The sequence below is a fragment of the Pseudomonas sp. MWU13-2100 genome (assembly GCF_023242365.1).
Lineage (GTDB): Bacteria > Pseudomonadota > Gammaproteobacteria > Pseudomonadales > Pseudomonadaceae > Aquipseudomonas.
On record NZ_JALLIX010000068.1, the window covers coordinates 1 to 16,977 of the forward strand.

The 16,977-nt window shown below is 64.1% G+C and carries 16 protein-coding genes; 5 read left to right on the forward strand and 11 right to left on the reverse strand.

Going from position 1 to position 16,977, the window contains the following annotated elements:
- The first annotated feature begins 394 nt into the window (after positions 1–394).
- The 3 genes from M5B99_RS28540 to M5B99_RS28550 all read left to right on the forward strand — a co-directional run bounded on the left by M5B99_RS28540 (position 395) and on the right by M5B99_RS28550 (position 2,091).
- Complete coding sequence (locus tag M5B99_RS28540; protein WP_248807281.1) at positions 395–820, forward strand: YciI family protein; 426 nt, start codon at positions 395–397, stop codon at positions 818–820.
- 32 nt (positions 821–852) lie between these two features.
- Positions 853–1,269, forward strand: a complete 417-nt coding sequence (locus M5B99_RS28545) for a VOC family protein (RefSeq protein WP_248807294.1) — start codon at positions 853–855, stop codon at positions 1,267–1,269.
- Between the two features lie 153 nt (positions 1,270–1,422).
- Complete coding sequence (locus M5B99_RS28550; protein WP_248807282.1) at positions 1,423–2,091, forward strand: HAD family hydrolase; 669 nt, start codon at positions 1,423–1,425, stop codon at positions 2,089–2,091.
- Here M5B99_RS28550 and M5B99_RS28555 read toward each other — a convergent pair.
- Complete coding sequence (locus M5B99_RS28555; protein ID WP_248807283.1) at positions 2,053–2,247, reverse strand: hypothetical protein; 195 nt, start codon at positions 2,245–2,247, stop codon at positions 2,053–2,055. The two genes, M5B99_RS28550 and M5B99_RS28555, sit on opposite strands and share 39 nt — an antisense overlap.
- A 223-nt stretch (positions 2,248–2,470) precedes the next feature.
- On the opposite strand from M5B99_RS28555, the gene M5B99_RS28560 reads away from it, so the two are divergent.
- Positions 2,471–4,186 (forward strand): hydrogenase maturation protein, encoded by a 1,716-nt coding sequence (locus tag M5B99_RS28560; RefSeq protein ID WP_248807284.1) that lies wholly within the window; start codon positions 2,471–2,473, stop codon positions 4,184–4,186.
- On the opposite strand, the gene M5B99_RS28565 is transcribed toward M5B99_RS28560, so the two are convergent.
- From M5B99_RS28565 to M5B99_RS28580, 4 genes are all read right to left on the reverse strand, one after another.
- Complete coding sequence (locus M5B99_RS28565; RefSeq protein ID WP_248807285.1) at positions 4,183–5,256, reverse strand: ABC transporter ATP-binding protein; 1,074 nt, start codon at positions 5,254–5,256, stop codon at positions 4,183–4,185. The two genes, M5B99_RS28560 and M5B99_RS28565, sit on opposite strands and share 4 nt — an antisense overlap.
- The gene (locus M5B99_RS28570) at positions 5,253–6,809 is read right to left on the reverse strand and encodes an ABC transporter permease (RefSeq protein ID WP_248807295.1); all 1,557 of its coding nucleotides are present in this window, start codon (positions 6,807–6,809) and stop codon (positions 5,253–5,255) included. The genes M5B99_RS28565 and M5B99_RS28570 overlap by 4 nt, the downstream gene beginning before the upstream one ends.
- Before the next feature lie 57 nt (positions 6,810–6,866).
- The gene (locus M5B99_RS28575) at positions 6,867–7,883 is read right to left on the reverse strand and encodes an iron ABC transporter substrate-binding protein (protein WP_248807286.1); all 1,017 of its coding nucleotides are present in this window, start codon (positions 7,881–7,883) and stop codon (positions 6,867–6,869) included.
- Between the two features lie 263 nt (positions 7,884–8,146).
- Positions 8,147–9,229 carry an AbrB family transcriptional regulator gene (locus M5B99_RS28580; protein WP_248807287.1) on the reverse strand — a complete coding sequence of 361 codons (1,083 nt, stop codon included), beginning with the start codon at positions 9,227–9,229 and terminating at the stop codon, positions 8,147–8,149.
- 131 nt (positions 9,230–9,360) lie between these two features.
- Here M5B99_RS28580 and M5B99_RS28585 point away from each other — a divergent pair, with 131 nt between their 5' ends.
- Positions 9,361–10,263 (forward strand): LysR family transcriptional regulator, encoded by a 903-nt coding sequence (locus tag M5B99_RS28585; protein WP_248807288.1) that lies wholly within the window; start codon positions 9,361–9,363, stop codon positions 10,261–10,263.
- Between the two features lie 432 nt (positions 10,264–10,695).
- Here the strand turns inward: M5B99_RS28585 and M5B99_RS28590 are convergent, their stop codons facing one another.
- Genes M5B99_RS28590 through M5B99_RS28615 form a run of 6 tightly spaced genes read right to left on the reverse strand, consistent with a single transcriptional unit; the run spans position 10,696 to position 16,738 of the window.
- Positions 10,696–11,055 (reverse strand): Na+/H+ antiporter subunit G, encoded by a 360-nt coding sequence (locus tag M5B99_RS28590; protein WP_248807289.1) that lies wholly within the window; start codon positions 11,053–11,055, stop codon positions 10,696–10,698.
- Complete coding sequence (locus tag M5B99_RS28595) at positions 11,052–11,330, reverse strand: K+/H+ antiporter subunit F (protein WP_248807290.1); 279 nt, start codon at positions 11,328–11,330, stop codon at positions 11,052–11,054. The genes M5B99_RS28590 and M5B99_RS28595 overlap by 4 nt, the downstream gene beginning before the upstream one ends.
- Complete coding sequence (locus tag M5B99_RS28600; RefSeq protein WP_248807291.1) at positions 11,327–11,815, reverse strand: Na+/H+ antiporter subunit E; 489 nt, start codon at positions 11,813–11,815, stop codon at positions 11,327–11,329. The genes M5B99_RS28595 and M5B99_RS28600 overlap by 4 nt, the downstream gene beginning before the upstream one ends.
- Entirely contained in the window at positions 11,812–13,479 is a 1,668-nt protein-coding gene (locus M5B99_RS28605) for a monovalent cation/H+ antiporter subunit D (RefSeq protein WP_248807292.1), read from the reverse strand. Before M5B99_RS28605 ends, M5B99_RS28600 begins: the two co-directional genes overlap by 4 nt.
- Positions 13,476–13,820, reverse strand: a complete 345-nt coding sequence (locus M5B99_RS28610) for a Na+/H+ antiporter subunit C (RefSeq protein WP_191487694.1) — start codon at positions 13,818–13,820, stop codon at positions 13,476–13,478. Before M5B99_RS28610 ends, M5B99_RS28605 begins: the two co-directional genes overlap by 4 nt.
- Positions 13,820–16,738, reverse strand: a complete 2,919-nt coding sequence (locus M5B99_RS28615) for a monovalent cation/H+ antiporter subunit A (RefSeq protein ID WP_248807293.1) — start codon at positions 16,736–16,738, stop codon at positions 13,820–13,822. Before M5B99_RS28615 ends, M5B99_RS28610 begins: the two co-directional genes overlap by 1 nt.
- Between the last annotated feature and the right edge of the window lie 239 nt (positions 16,739–16,977).

Consider the following 16,977-nt stretch of genomic DNA (forward strand, 5'->3'; position numbering starts at 1 on the left):
AGCTGATGCATCCTGGTGGGAGCGGTGCTTGCCCGCGAAGCTTTTAGCGGTCTCACGGGCCTCTTCGCGAGCGGTCGGCGTCCCGACAAGAGCTCCCACAAGGGCGATCTATGTTTTATTGGGGGGATTCGCGGTAACTGTGTGTAGGTCCTGGGCCATAACGATCAAGGTGCCGGCCCCATCCATGGTTATGCGTTATCTACTTCTATGCTTAGTTGAATGCGTGAGGGCGCTATCGAACGCCGATTTTTTCGAGCGTTGCGAACGAACCCTCGACGATCAGGAAAAAAGATTTCGCCGGTTGTCGATTCCGCGATGGCTCATTCGATTAGTCGACAGAGCCACTCATTGGCTTGTCTAAAATTGTCTAGCACTGTCATCAGGAGATATGACCATGCGATTTATGGTGATCGTCAAAGCCAGCCCGGAATCGGAAGCTGGCGAAATGCCCAGTCAGGAATTGCTGGCGGCCATGGGCGCCTATAACGAAGAGCTGGCCAAGGCTGGGGTGATCCTCGCCGCGGAGGGGCTGCACCCCAGTGCCAAGGGCGCCCGCGTGCAGTTCAGCGGCAAGCAGCGGAGCGTGGTCGACGGACCGTTCATGGAGACCAAGGAACTGATCGCCGGTTTCTGGATCTTCAATGTGCAGTCGCTGCAGGAGGCCATCGACTGGGTCAAGCGTTGCCCGAACCCGATGGTCAGCGACTCTGAAATCGAAATCCGCCAGGTCTTCGAGGCCGAGGACTTTGGCGAGTGTTTTACCCCCGAGTTGCGCGAACAGGAAGAACAACTGCGCGCGAAGATGTCCGGTCAATCCTGAAAACCTGCCAGAACGGGAGTTCTATCATGAGCCTGAAAATCATTCCTTACCTGACCTTCAACGGCAACTGCAAGGAGGCCTTTACCCTGTACAAAAAGGTGCTCGGCGGCGAGCTGTTTTCCCTGTCGTTCGCCGATGCGCCGGAAGAGGCCTGCGTGCCCAAGGACTCACCGAACCAGGACAAGATCCTGCACACCCGCCTGACGGTGGGGGATTTCAGCCTGATGGCGTCCGATTGTCCGCCGCACCAGCCGTTCAGCAAGATGCAAGGCATTTCGGTGTCGCTCAATGTCGACAACGTTGACGAGGCCAAGCGACTGTTCGCTGGCCTGAGCGACGGCGGCAACATCCATATGGCTCCGGCCAAGACCTTCTGGGCCGAGTACTTCGCGATGTTCGAGGACCGTTTTGGCGTGAGTTGGATGATCAATTGCGAGACGGGCCACTAAGCCTCTGAGATAAACCCGCTCCCGCAGCCAGGCGGTCAGCTGGGGGAGCGGACGGGCTCGTGAGGGAAGGGCGTTGGCGACACCTGCCGTTCAGGCAATTGTCGCTCGGGAGTGAGATACTGTGCCCGTTCGGTTCATGGGCGTGAAACAGCAATGACGATTTCAAACAGTGCCGCGCCGCAAGCTGGAACCTGCGTTGCCTTCGATTTTGACGGAACCATCACCACCACCGACAGCCTGCGGGATTTCGTCCGTTACCAGGTTGGTAACCGGCGCTTTCTGATCGGCGGCCTGCTGGTCTTGCCCTGGCTGGTAGGCATGTATACCGGACTGTGCAAGCGGGCCGAGGCCAAGGCACGGTTCCTGGCACTCACCCTGCGGGGCAGGACCCAGGTCGAGTTGGAAGAGGCGGCGGCGCGCTATGTTACCGAGCGCCTGCCGACGCTGATCCGTCCGGAAATGCTCGACAGGATCGAGGAGCACAAACGCCTGGGGCATCGCCTGGTATTGGTCAGTGCTTCACCCACGCTCTACCTCGGGCACTGGGCCCAGGCCAGCGGTTTTGCGGCGGTACTGGCCACGCAACTGGAGTTTCGCGACGGGCGGTTTACCGGACGCTTGGCATCACCCAACTGCTGGGGGCCGGAAAAGGTCCGGCAATTGCAGCAATGGTTGGGCGGTACGGGTGGGAGGGTGCTGTTTGCCTATGGCGACAGCCGCGGCGACCAGGAGATGCTGGCGTTTGCCGAACACGGCTGGTTGCGCGGACTGGGCGCCTTGCCTTCACTCGATGCCTGGCCGGATGGGTTGCACCACGGCTGACGGTCTGTCGCTGTCGAGCAGGCGACGCTCTTGCAACACGTTGATGAGGGCAACGCGAGAGGACGGGTCCAACTGATGTTCGCGTTCCTTGAGTTCCAGCAGGATGGGGCTGGACCAACTGCGGTAGGCACGCTCTGCAAGACGAACTGCGCTCATTTCTCTCTCCTTGTACAAAAGCCCGCTGAATAGACGGGCGACTCCATGAGCCAAAAATCCTAGCCGAGAAACCAGCGGTCCGCTACTGCTCCCGCCGTACGGTTGTCTGTTGACCTCGGTCAAGGTGTCGCTGGCGTGGCGCTTTACTGTGGCGGCTCCGGTCGGGCCATGGATTGCTCGTTGCAGCAGGGGCCCGGCGTATTGCTCAAGGAGGAGCTGCGTCATGCGTTCATTGAAAATCATTCTGCTGGCATCGGCATTCAACGGCTTGACCCAGCGCGCCTGGTTGGAGCTGCGCGAAGCGGGGCACATGCCGAGCGTGGTGTTGTTCAGCGACGAAGAAAGCGTCTGCCAACAGATCGAAAACAGCCAGGCCGCCCTGGTGATCTGCCCGTTCCTCAAGGATCGCGTGCCGGCCCGGTTGTGGCGGGACCCGCAGCGCCCGGTGGTGATTATCCATCCGGGAATTGTCGGTGATCGTGGCGCCAGTGCGCTGGACTGGGCGATCACCCGGCAGGTGCCGACCTGGGGCGTGACCGCCTTGCAGGCCGCCGAGGAAATGGACAGCGGGGCGATCTGGGCCACCTGCGAGTTCGAAATGCCGGCGGGCATGCGCAAGTCCGAGCTCTACAACGGCCCGGTGGCCGACGCGGCCATGACCTGCATTCACGAGGTGGTGGCCAGGTTCGGCAGCGACTTCGTCCCGCAGCCCCTGGATTACCGTTTGCCGCAGGTTCGCGGCCGTCTGCAACCGAACATGAAGCAGAGTGACCGGGCCTTCAACTGGCAGGACGACGCCGAACTGATCCAGCGGCGCATCGACGCCGCCGACGGCCAGCCCGGTGTGCTCGCCGAGCTGCTGGGCGAGCCGTACTACCTCTATGATGCCCATCTCGACAGCCGCCGTGGAACCCCGGGCCAATTGCTGGCGGTGCATGACGATGCGGTGCTGGTGGCAGCCGGGGACCGCAGCCTGTGGATCGGCTCGTTGCGACGCAAACCCCGGCCGGGAGAAGAAACCTTCAAGCGTCCGGCGCGCCATGTGCTGGCCGGTCGGCTCGACAAGGTGCCGGTGTTGAACTGGTCGATCGCCAGTCATCCATATTGCAAGGAGGCCTACCAACCGATCCGCTACCGCGAACTGGACGCTGTGGGCGAGCTGACATTCGAGTTCTACAACGGCGCCATGAGCACCGAGCAATGTCGACGGCTGGTCAGCGCCCTGCGCTGGGCCAAGGCACAGGGCACCGAGGTGTTGTTGTTGCGTGGCGGGCGCGGCAGTTTCTCCAATGGTGTGCACCTCAACGTGATCCAGGCCGCGGCGGTGCCCGGGCTCGAGGCCTGGGCCAATATCCGCGCGATCAACGATGTCTGCCGCGAGCTGTTGACCGCCCGGCAACTGGTGGTCAGCGGCTTGACCGGCAGTGCCGGGGCCGGAGGGGTGATGCTGGCCCTGGCCGCCGACGGGGTATTCGCCCGCAGCGGGGTGGTGCTCAACCCGCACTACAAGAGCATGGGCCTCTATGGCTCCGAATACTGGACCTACAGCCTGCCCCGCGCGGTCGGTTACGAGTGTGCGCTGCGGCTCAGTGAGGAGTGCTTGCCGATCAGTGTCGTCCAGGCGCGGGAGATGGGGCTGGTGCAGGATGTCGGCCCGCGTTGCCCGCAAGCCTTTGGCAGCTGGTTGATGGCCCAGGCGCAGCGTGTGGCCCGCGACCCGGTGTATGAGGTGGTCCGTGCGCGCTGGCGAACCCGGGATGTGGCGGACATGGAGCGCTGCCGCGACGAAGAGTTGGCCCAGATGCGCCTGGATATGGTCGAGGACCGCAACCGTTTTGCGCAAAAGTGCCGGCACTTTGTACTCAAGCAGCGGGTCTGCGGAACACCTCAGCGACTGCTGGCGCCCTGGGCGAACAGCGCCGAGGTGGTGAGCAGCTAGCGGGCGCTCTGCCGGCCCAGCACATGGGCGTGGCCGAGGGCCGAGACCAGCACCTCACTGCCGACCCTTGGCGCGTGCATGCCGGTGCTGCGCACTAGCAACGAACGCTTCTGGCCGTCGTTGGCGCGAGCTTTCAGCTCCACCGTCAAGGTGCAGGTGTTGCCGCCGAAGTCGCATTCGGTGACCACGGCCGGGTGGCCGTCGCCGTTCGCTTGCCCCGACAGGCGAGGCGCGAGCTGCAACTGCTCGGGGCGCAACATGATCTGCGCCTGGCCGTGGCGGCCCTCGTCGTTGACCGCCAGTCGGCCCAGCTCGCACTGGGCCCAACCGTTCTCGATCAGGGCGGGCAGGATCACCGCATCGCCGAGGAACAGCGCGGTGTCTTCATCGTCCGGCCGCAGGTACAGGTCCATCGGGTGTCCGGCCTGTACCAGCCGCCCTTTGCGCATCACCGCCAACTGATCGGCGAAGGACAGGGCTTCGGACTGGTCATGGGTGACCAGGATGGTGGTAACCCCAGCGTCGGACAGCAGCCGCGCGACCATCTTGCGCATGGACGCCCGCAGGCCGGTGTCGAGGGCCGAAAAGGGTTCGTCCAGCAGCATCAAGCGTGGGCGTTGCGCCAGGGCACGAGCCAGTGCCACCCGCTGCTGCTGGCCGCCGGACAGCTCATGGGGCCAGCGTTTGCCCATCTGCGGCTCCAGGGCGACGCTGTCCATCAACTCGGCGACCCGTTGTTGTCGGGTGGCTTTGTCGACGATGCCGAAGGCGATGTTATCGGCCACGGTCATATGTGGAAACAGCGCGCCGTCCTGCGGCACATAGCCGATCAGGCGCTGGTGGGCCGGGACCTGGGTGTGGGCATCCACCAGCGGCTGGCCGTCGAGGGTGATACGGCCGGCGTCGGGAAATTCGAAACCGGCGATCATCCGCAGCAGGGTGGTCTTGCCCGAGCCGGAAGGGCCGACGATGGCGGTACGGCTACCGGTGGCAATCGACAGGTTGATATCTTCCAGGGCCGCTTGTGCACCGAAGGACTTGTACAGGGCGTTGATTTCAAGAGCGTTCATCGGCCAGCCGTGCGTTTGGATTGATGATAGAGAAGCCCGGTCAGCGGCAGCGACAGCAGGATCATGAGCAGCGCGTAGGGCGCGGCGCCGGCATAGTCGATTTCACTGGTCATGGCCCAGAAACCGGTGGCCAGTGTGCGTGTGCCGTTGGGCGCGAGCAGCAGGGTGGCGGTCAGTTCGTTGGTAATGGCCAGGAACACCAGTGCGGCACCGGCGGCGGCACCCGGCGCGGCCAGGCGCAGGGTGATCGACCAGAGCGCCCGGCCGGGTGAGCGCCCGAGGCTGCGGGCGATGTTTTCCAGTTCCACCGGCGCCTGGGCGATACCGGCGCGCAAGCTGACCAGGGCGCGGGGCATGAACATCAACAGATACGCCAGCAGCACGGTGATCGAGGTCTGGTAGATCGGTCGGGCGAAGTTGATGGTGACCGTGACCAGGGCCAGGGCGACGACGATGCCGGGCAGGGAGCTGGTGATGTAGTTGCAACTCTCCAGCAGGCGATGCAGGCGACCGGGCGAGCGGATCGACAGCCAGGCCACGGGCACCGCCGCGCAGGTGGTCAGCAGGGCGCCGGCAGCACCCAGCAGCAGCGTCTGTTCCAGGGCCGGCAGCAAGTCGCCCATTTGCCAGACCTCGCGGCCACCGGCGATCAGCCAGTTGCCCAGGGTGACCAACGGCACGCCAAGGGCGAGTACGCTGCTGACGATCGGAATACTCAGTGCCAGCAGTTTGCTCCTGCGGCTCAGGCGTACCGTGCGTTGCTGTCGCGCACTGCCGGAACCGACCCGGGCGTAACGGGCCTTGCCCCGGGCGGCCGATTCGACGGTCAACAGGCCCAGGCAGCACAGCGCCAGGATACCGGCCAGGGTATGCGCCGCCGGGCCGCTGAAGGTGGACTTGAACTGGTCGAAGATCGCCGTAGTGAAGGTGTCGAAGCGGATCATCGCGTAGAGGCCGTATTCGGCCAGCAGGTGCAGGCCCACCAGCAGGGCGCCGCCACAGATCGCCAGGCGCAGTTGTGGCAGGACAATACGGAAAAATACTGCCCAGGGCTTGAGGCCCAGGGACTCACCGACATCCTCGATGGCCGGGTCCAGCCGCCGCAGGGTCGCGGCAATCGGCAGGTAGAGAAACGGGAAATAGGCAATCACCGAGACCAGCACCCCGGCGAATAGCCCGTGGATCGGCGGCACCAGGCTGACCCAGGCGTAACTGTGGACGAACGCCGGTACGGCCAGGGGCGCGGTGGCCAGCAACGACCAGGCGCGTCGGCCGGGCAGGTCGGTACGTTCGGTCAGCCAGGCCAATGCCAGCCCCAGTGCCACGCAGAGGGGAATGGTGATGATCATCAGCAACAGCGTGTTGGCCAGCAACTCGCCGACCCGAGGGCGCCAGACCAGCGCTTCAAGGGTCGCCCAGCCGGTTTGCCAGGCAGATAGGATCACGAAAGCGATCGGCAGCAAGGCCAGCAGGGACACCAGCACGGACAGCCCGATGATCCAGGCATTGCCCTGACGCCCGAAGAAGTTTCTGGATCGCTTGCGCGAAGGCACCGCAGGCGCGTGAGCGACTGCGGCGGGGTCCAGGGGGGAAATGGACTCTGGGATCAATTACAGGATTCCGGCCTGGGTCATCAACTCCACGGCTTTCTTGCTGTCGAGTTTTGATGCATCAACCTTGGGTGCGTCGAGGTCCTTGAGCGGCACCAGCTTGGCATTGGACTCGGCGCCTACGCCGACGGCGTATTCAAACGAGTTGCCGTTCTTGAGCACGGCCTGGCCACCTTTGCCGGTGACCCACTTGAGGAAGGCCTGGGCTTCTTCCTGGTGTTTGCTGGACTTGAGCACGCCACCGCCGGAGGTGCTGACAAAGGCGCCCGGGTCCTGGTGCTTGAAGTAGTGCAGCGAGGTGTTCTTGCTGTTCTCGCCGGTCTTGGCCTGGTCGCCGAAGCTGTAGTAGTGGTAGATCACGCCGCTTTCGACTTGCCCGGCATTGACTGCCTTGAGCACCGCGCTGTTGCCGCGATAGATCGAGGCATTGGTTTTCATAGCCTTGAGCCAGTCCAGGGTGGCGGCTTCGCCCTTGAGTTCCAGTACGGCGGCGACGATGGCCTGGAAGTCGGCACCGGCCGGCGAGGCGGCCCAACGACCTTTCCACTCGGGCGAGGCGAGGTCAAGCAGGGACTTGGGCAGTTGCGCTTCGCTCAGCTTGCTCTTGTTGTAGACGAACACGGTGGAGCGGGCGGCGATGCCGACCCAGTTGGCGTGGGCCGGACGGTAGGCGGCGCCGATCTGTTCCAGGGTGGACGGCGCCACCGGGGCGAACAGCTTGGCATTGTCCACCAGGACCATGGCCGGGGAGTTCTCGGTCAGGAACACGTCCGCCGGCGACTTGTCGCCTTCCTGGACAATCTGGTTGCCCATCTCGGTGTCGTCGCCGTTGCGCAGGGTCACCTTGATCCCGGTTTCCTTGGTGAAACCATCGACCCAGGCCTTGGTCAGGCTTTCGTGCTGGGCGTTGTAGACCACAATACCATCGGCGCTCGGGGCGGCGTAGGCGTGGCCGGCACTGAGCATGGCGCTGGCCAGCAGGGCGGTTTTCAGAAACGAAGGCAGACGGGGAATCATTGCGTGGGTAGCTCCTGCGGTCTTTTGATAGTCGAGGTGGCTGGCGTTTGACGGAGCATTTGCACCCGGTTCGCCGCACCAGTTAAACAATGGGAATCATTCGCATGTTTGTCTGGGCGGCAATCTAGAGGGTGAAATGAGAAAAAAACGTCAAAACAAGCACGGCCCCTAAACAAATCTTAATCAATGTCGTTCGTATTTTGACTAAGTTAACGCTGGAGATTGTGCCATGAATGCTTCGTCATCGGTGAATCTTGTCGAGCCTAGGGCCTGATTGGCGCGGCGAAGCGAATCACCAGTCGGGCAAAAAAAGCGCCGCTGAAGATCACCGCCAGCAGGCGCAAGGTCTGCATCGCCAGGACCAGGCCGACATCCGAGTGGGTATCGACCGCGATGATCGCCATGGTGTCGAGCCCACCGGGGCTGGTGGCCAGGTAGACCGAGAGGAAGTCCTGGCCCAGCAGTCGCGCCATGACCCAGGCCGAGGCCGCGCACAGGGCGATCAGGCTGACGGCGCCGAGGATCATCGCCGGCAGGCGCTTCCAGACATACAGCACGGTCGGGCGGTCGAAACGCAGGCCGACATAGCAGCCGATGGCGCCGTAGGCGATCGCCAACAGCCAGGCGGGCAGGGTGATATGCAGCAGGCCGGAGAGCTGCAGGCCGCCACCGAGCAGCAGCGGCACCAGCAAGGCTCCCGCCGGTATGCGCATGCCCAGCACCACGCCGAGCACCGCGGTGGCCAGGGTCAGGCCCAGATCGAGCAGGCTGAAGCCGTGCTGGGCGGCGCCCGTGGCGTGCAGATCGTTGCCGTAGGCCGGGGCTTCGAGCAGATGACTGACCAGTGCGCCGATCAGCACCACGCACACCACCCGCACATACTGCATGGTCGCCACGACCCGGGCGTCGGCGCCGAAATCATCGGCCATCGAAACCATGGCCGAGGCCGCGCCCGGCGAGGTGCCCCAGGCCGCCGTGCTCGGATGGATGCCGCCAAAGCGCACCATCGCCAAGCCCACCAGGGAGCTCAGGCAGATGGTCAGTACGGTGGCGACCAGCATCAGGTGCCAGGACTCGCTCATTGCGGTCAGCACCGCCAGGGTCATCGAGTGCGCGGCCAGCAGGCCGATGCAGCCTTGGCTCAGGCGGAAGGCTTCCTTGTGCAGGCGGATGTGCGCGCCGGCGACCCCGAAGGCGATCGCCACCAGCATCGGGCCGATAAATTGCCCGGCGGGCAGTTCGAAGTACTTGAGCAACTGTCCGCTGCCGCCGGCCAGCAACAGCAGGGCCAGCCATTGTCGCAAGCGCGACCAGGTGGACAGGGAAAACCAGGATGATGCGGACAAGAACACTCTCCAAAGCGCTGGACGCTCCTGTTGCAGGGCGTTGAAAGCGGCGCGGTAGGCAAATTATTGATAGCGCAATTGATCAAGTCCAGTTTCTAATTGTGATGAAACGATAACTTTGGTTGATCAATATGGATCTGCGTGACCTCACCTATTTCGAAACCATTGCCGAACTGGGTCATCTGGGCCGGGCGGCACAGAAACTCAATCGAAGCCAGCCGGCGCTGACCAAGAGCATTCAGCGGCTGGAAGAGTCATTCGGCACCAAGCTGTTCGAGCGCGAGGGCCGGCGGATCAAGCTGACGCCGGTCGGCGAGTTGTTGCAGCAGCGCGGTCGACAGTTGCAACAGAGCATTGCCGAGACCCACCGTGAAATCCGCGACTTCGCCAGTGGCGTGCTGGGCAATATCCGCCTGGGTTGTGCGGCGAGCATGGCCGAGTACCTGCTGCCGCAACTGACGGCGGCCTTGCTCGAGCGGGCACCGGAGATCACCTTGAGCCTGGCGATCGGCCAGGACGACATGCTGCGTGAGTCCCTGCGTTCCGGGCGTCTGGACATGGTGATCTGCCCGCTGTTCGACGATGACCTGCAACTGTTGTCGCATCCGTTGTTCGATGATGAAGCGGTGGTGGTTGCCAGTCGCAATCACCCGATTTTTGACGCACCGATTCGCTTGAGTGAACTGGGGCGTTATCGATGGGTGCTGCCGGCGACCGGGGTGTCGTCGCGGCGCTGGATCGACAATGTGTTCCTCGCCCACGATTTGCCGCTGCCCTCGGTGCAGATCGAGACCAATACGATTTCCCTGCTGCCGCGGTTGATCGGCCAGACCCGCTTGCTGAGCTTCCTGGCGCGGGAAACCCTGGAGGATGTGAAGGGGGCGACGCATCTGCGCGAAGTGCGGCTCAAGGAAACCACCATGAAACGTACCTTGGTGGTTTCCCTGCGGGCCGGCGCCTACCTGTCCCCGGCGGCCCAGACCATGCTCGACCTGCTCAAGCGTGATGGCCGCAGTTTTTTTGTGGCGCGCTGACTTGAGGCGCTGGAGTTTGTGGGGGCGCGCGCGTTACCTGTGGGAGTGGAGCTTGTCGGGTCGCCGCATCGCCGCGATGGGGCCCTTGAGACCGCCAAGAGCTTCGCGGGCAAGCTCCGCTCCCACAAGTTCTGTGCTCGACCACTCCGCTATGGCACGACAGGGATCCTGTGGGAGCCGGCTTGCCGGCGGTGGGGTCTTCGAGACCGCCAAGAGCTTCGTGGGCAAGCTCCACTCCTACAGGTTAGTGGCGTTTTTGCGATCCCATTTCCTTGACCGGCCGGCATCGGCGACAACTCCTCTGGTCTCCTGTCCAGCCTCGACTGACAGAGTCTGAAGATGTTTAATAGATATAATAAAAATATTTTAAATATCGTTAAGTAATAAGCATATGTTTGTGGTGAGAGATTAGGCACGCAACCCTAAAAATCGTTAGCCCTTACCCTCAGTGCGCCCGCTGCTGACTTCCGCCGGCACATCATCCCCAGCCATGCGCTTGCGGAACAACCCGGTCCTGGCCAACAGCAAGGTGGTCACCGGCACGGTGATCGACAGCAGGATCGGGATCAGCCAGGCATGGATCACCGGCTCCGACTTGAGCGCCGAAAAGTACAGGATCGAGGCCAGCGCCACGCACCAGGCGCCAAGGGTCGAAGCCAGCGCCGGCGGGTGCATGCGCTGGAAGAAGTCCTTCATGCGCAACAGGCCGATGGCGCCGCACAGGGCCAGCAGGCTGGCGGCCACCAGCAGCAGGGCCACCGGAATTTCAATCCAGAGCGATAACGCGTTCATTCGATTACCTCGCCGCGCAGGAGGAATTTGGCCAGGGCAAACGAGCCGACAAAGCCGAACAGGGCAATCAGCAGCGCCGCTTCGAAATAGGTGTCGCTGGCGTAGCGGATACCCAGCGCCAGCATCATCAGCATGGCAACCAGGTAAAGGTAATCAAGGGCCAGGACCCGGTCCTGGGCCGACGGGCCCTTGAACAGCCGGACCACGGTCAGGACCAGCGCCACGCTGAAGATGAACAGGCTCAACAGGATCGCATTGGCGAGCAGTGCGCTCATTCGAAGATCTCCATCAGAGGACGTTCGTAAGTCGTCTTGAAGTGCTGGATAAAGGCGCTTTCGTCGTCGAGGTCGAAGACGTGCAGCAACAGGACGCCGCGGTCCAGGGCCAGTTCCGACCAGACGGTGCCGGGCACCACCGTGCAGATCATCGCCAGCACCGCCAGGCCGTTGGCATCGCACAGGTCCAGGGGCACCTTGACGAAGGCCGAGCGCGGTGCGTGGCGCCCGGCGTTGAGCACGCTCCAGGCGACGGCGAGGTTGGACAGCACCACGTCGGCACCGACCCGAAAAAACAGGCGCAGCATCACCCCGGGACGGCGGATACGGATCGGCCGCGGGCGCAGCGGCGCCATCATCACCGGGGCGAAGACGGCCAGGGCCGCCCCCAACAGCAGGTTACCCGGACTGACCGACAGGTTCAGCACCAGCCACAACAACCACAGCGCCAGGGACAGCCAGGGCGCGGGAAACAGGCGCTTCATGGTTGTACCCCCACGGCGGCGCTCGGGTTCGGCACCGGGCGGGTGGCCTGCACGGCGCTGATGTATTGCGCCGGGTGGGCGAGGGACTCAGCCGCCGCCTGGGTGTAGCGCAACAGCGGCTCGGCCTTGACCGTCAGCAGGATGCACAGGCCCAGCAGGGCGACGATGGGCAGGCATTCGAAACGCCGCAGGGCCGGCGACGGACGTTCCTCGGGGGTCCAGAAACGCGAGATGCCCATGCGCGAGAAGGCCAGCAGCGAGGCGAGCCCGGACAGCACCAGCAAGGCCAGCAAGGCCCAGGCCTCCATGGAAATCGGCGCGTCGATACCGAGTCCTTTCGGATTGAGCAGGGCGCTGAGCAAGCTCAGCTTGCCGATAAAACCGGACAGCGGCGGCATGCCGATGATCAGCAGGGCGCAAGCGATAAAGCTCAAGCCGAGAAAGGCCATGGTCCAGGGGATGACCTGGCCGACCACGGCTTTCTGTTCATCGTCCAGGTTGGTGCCGGGCCGTGGCTGCAAGGACTCCAGCGGCCGTGGCAGCGGGTCGATGTCCTCGTCCAACGGCAGTTCGTTGGCCGAGCGCGAGCGTTCGATCAGTTCGGCCAGCAGGAACAGCGCACTCAGGGCCAGGGTCGAGCTGACCAGGTAGAACAGCGCGCCGGCCGTGAGGTTCGGCTGGGCAAAGCCGATGGCCGAGAGCAGGATGCCCGCCGACACCAGGATGCTCAGGCTGGCCATGCGCTCCAGGCGCTGGGCGGCGAGGATCGCCACGGCGGCGCAGGCGATGGTCGCCATGCCGCCGTAGATCAGCCAGTCGCCGCCGAAATGCGCGGAGGCACCGGCCTCGCCGGAAAACAGCAAGGTCCACAGGCGCAGCAGCGTGTAGATCCCGACCTTGGTCATGATCGCGAACATCGCCGCCACCGGGGCGCTGGCCGCGGAGTAGGCGGGCACCAGCCAGAAGTTCAGCGGCCACATCCCGGCCTTGGCCAGGAAGGCCACGGCGAGAATCGCCGCGCCGGCATGCAGCAGGCCGCGATCGGCTTCCGCTACCAGTGGGATCTTCAGGGCCAGGTCGGCGAAGTTCAGGGTGCCGGTAACGCCATAGATCAGCGCCGCGCCGATCAGGAACAACGACGAGGCCAGCAGGTTGATCGCGATGTAGTGCAAGCCCGCCGACACCCGCGAGCGCCCCGAGCCGTGCAGGACCAGGCCATAGGAAGCGGCCAGCAGCACCTCGAAGAACACGAACAGGTTGAACAGGTCGGCGGTCAGGAAGGCGCCGTACAGGCCCATCAGTTGGATCTGGAACAGCGCGTGGAAGCTGGCACCGGCGCGGTCCCAGCGGGCCATGGCGAACAGCAGTGCGCTGACGCCGATGATCCCGGTCAACACCAGCATCAGCGCCGAGAGCCGGTCGACCACCAGCACGATGCCGAATGGCACCTCCCAGTTGCTTGGCAGGTAGACGCCGATGGAGCCGGTTTCGCCGGCCTGGGTGCCGATCAGCAACAGCACCGAGATGCCCAGGCCGACCAGGCTCGAGCCCAGGTTGATACGGGCCTTGAGGGGCCGGTGTTTCTCGCCGAGCATCAGCATCAGCGCCGCCGTGAGCAGCGGCAGCAGGATCGGGGCGATGATCAGGTGCGACATCGGGCTCATTCCTTGGGCTCCCGGCCATCGACATGGTCGGTACCGGTCAGGCCGCGCGAGGCCAGCAGCACCACCAGGAACAGCGCGGTCATGGCGAAGCTGATGACAATGGCGGTGAGCACCAGGGCCTGGGGCAACGGGTCGGTATAGTGGAGCAGGTCCTGGGGCACGCCGTCCTTGATCATCGGCTCCTTGCCGATAAACAGGCTGCCCATGCTGAAGATAAACAGATTGACCCCGTAGGACAGCAGGCACAGGCCCATCACCACCTGGAAGGTCCGCGGGCGCAGCACCAGCCAGACGCCGGAGGCCGCGAGGACGCCGATGGCAATTGCAATGACTTCTTCCATCAGGCGACTCCTGGCTTGGCTTGGGCGCCGAGTTGCTGGCTCGGCCGATGGGCGCGGACCGACTGGTGCGCCAGGGCGGTGAGGATCAGCAGGGTCGAACCGACCACTACCGCATATACACCGATATCGAAGAACAGCGCGCTGGCGACATGGATATCGCCCAGCAGCGGCAGATGCAGGTGCGCGGTGTGGGTGGTCAGGAACGGATAACCGAAGGCCATCGCCCCCAGGCCCGTGACCGTGGCGAACAGCAGCCCGGTGCCCATCCAGCGCAACGGCCGCAGGCTCATCTGCGCCTCGACCCACTGGGTACCGGCGACCATGTATTGCAGGATAAACGCCACCGACATCACCAGCCCGGCGACAAAGCCGCCACCCGGTTGATTGTGCCCACGCATGAACAGGTACATCGAGACCACGAAGGCGATCGGCAGCAGCAGGCGCACCAGCACCGCCGGCACCATCATGAAACCCAGGGCGGTGTCGCTGGCGCTGCGCGGGTTGACCAGGTCGGTGAGCACATCCGGGGCCAACTGGCGCTGCTGGTTGGGCAGTTCGAGGCTTTCCTTCGGCGGCCGGAAGCGCCGCAGCAGGGCGAACACGGTCAGCGCGGTGGCCACCAGCACGGTGATTTCGCCGAGGGTGTCGAAGCCACGGAAGTCCACCAGCATCACGTTCACCACGTTGCTGCCGCCGCCATCGGGCAGGGCGCGACTCAGGAAGAACGAGGAAATATCGTTGGGTGTCTGGCGGGTCAGCATGGCATAGGACAACAGTGCCATGCCGCCGCCGACGGCGCCTGACAGCAGCAGGTCGCGCAGGCGGCGAATCCGCGCCTTGCGCAGGCTGCTCGGCAGGGGCGAGACTTCTTCGATACGCCGTGGCAGCCAGCGCAGGCCCAGAAGGATCAACACCGTGGTGACGACTTCCACCACCAGTTGGGTCAGGGCCAGGTCGGGCGCGGAGAACCAGACGAAGGTGATGCAGGTCATCAGGCCGCAGACGCTGACCATGATCATGGCCGCCAGCCGGTGGTACTTGGCTTGCCAAGCGGCGCCCAGGGCGCAGGCGATGGCCAGCAGCCAGAGGGTGACGAAGACAATGGAACCGGGGATCTTCGGCCGGTCGCCCCAGGACAGGCTGCTGTGCAGCATCGGGATCAGGCCGCCGACCACCGCCGCCAGTACCAGCAGGAACAACTGGGTTTGCAGGCGCTGGGTGCTGACCCGGCGTTCGATGCGCCGGGCATAGCGCATGATCAGCACCAGGCTGCGTTCGAACAGGCGCTTGCCGTTGAGGCGACCGATCACTGGCGGACGGCTGAAACGCCCGCGCTTGAGTTGTTTGCGTAACAACAGGTAGAGCAGCACGCCGCCGGACATGGCGATCAGGCTCATGATCATCGGCGCATTGAGGCCGTGCCAGATCGCCAGGCTGTACTCGGGCAGGGTCCCGCCGACCACCGGCAGGGCCGCGGTGGCGAGGATCGAGCCGACCACCTGGGCCGGGAAGATCCCCACCAGCAGGCAGGTGAACACCAGCAGTTCCACCGGCGCACGCATCCAGCGCGGCGGTTCGTGGGGCGTGTGGGGCAGGTCGGTGGCCGGGGGGCCGAAGAACACATCGACGGTAAAGCGCAGCGAGTAGGCGACGCTGAAAGTGCCGGCGATGGTGGCGATGACCGGCAGGGCCATCTCGACCCAGGCGGTGGAATTGATGAACACCGTTTCGGCGAAGAACATTTCCTTGGACAGGAAGCCGTTGAGCAGCGGCACCCCGGCCATGGAGGCGCTGGCGACCATCGCCAGGGTCGCGGTGAACGGGATCAGCTTGATCAGGCCGCTGAGCTTGCGGATATCGCGGGTGCCGCTTTCGTGGTCGATGATGCCGGCGGCCATGAACAGCGAGGCCTTGAAGGTGGCGTGGTTGAGAATGTGGAACACCGCGGCCACGGCGGCCAGCGGGCTGTTCAGGCTCAGCAGCAGGGTGATCAGGCCCAGGTGGCTGATGGTGGAATAGGCCAGCAGGCCCTTGAGGTCGTTCTGGAACATGGCGCAGTAGGCGCCGAGCAGCAGGGTCGCGGCCCCGGCGCCGCCGACGATCCAGAACCAATCCTCGCTGCCGGAGAGCGCCGGCCACAACCGCGCCAGGAGAAACACCCCGGCCTTGACCATGGTCGCTGAGTGCAGGTAGGCCGAAACCGGGGTCGGTGCGGCCATGGCGTGGGGCAGCCAGAAGTGGAAGGGGAACTGCGCGCTCTTGCTCAGGGCGCCGATCAGGATCAGCGGCAGCAAGACCGGATACAGGGCGTGGGCGCGGATGCGATCGCCGGCCGCGAGCACAGTGTCCAGGTCGTAGCTGCCGACCACATGGCCGAGAATCAATACCCCCGCCAGCAGGCACAGGCCGCCGGCGCCGGTCACCGTCAGCGCCATATAGGCGCCGCGACGGGCGTCGCTGCGGTGGTGCCAGTAGCCGATCAGCAGGAAGGAGAACAGGCTGGTGAGTTCCCAGAAGAACACGATCTGGATCAGGTTGCCGGACAGCACCAGGCCGAGCATGGCGCCCATGAAGGCCAGGAAAAACGCGAAGAAGCGCGGCACCGGGTCTTCCGGCGACATGTAGTAGCGGGCATACAGCGACACCAGGGTGCCGATGCCCAGCACCAGCATCGAGAACAACCAGGCAAAGCCGTCCAGGCGCAGGACGAAGCTCAGGCCGAGGCTGGGCAGCCAATCGATGGTTTCGTGGATCACACCGCCATGGGCGACCTGCGGGTAGAGCAACGCCATCTGCAGGGTGCCGACCAGGGCGATAACACCGGCGAGGATGGATTCGCTGTTGCGTGCGTTATGCGGCAGCACGGCCGCCAGGCAACTGCCGATAAAAGGCAAAAGCAGTAGAACTATCAGGGACATAGGCTTCTAATCTGCAGGAGTTTGCCAAGGATCATACGTGGCACACCGGGGATCACCAACAAAGAACCTGTGGCAGAATCCTACAAGGTAGGTGGTAAATGCCTGATGCGCCTGCTTGTAATGGGGGTGTCGGTGAAGGGGTGGGGCTGAGCCGACGCTTTCGCGGGCAAGCTCCGCTCCCACAAGGTTCGGGTTGCCCCGGGTTTGACTGTACGGCGCAAGTACCTGTGGAGGTTGAG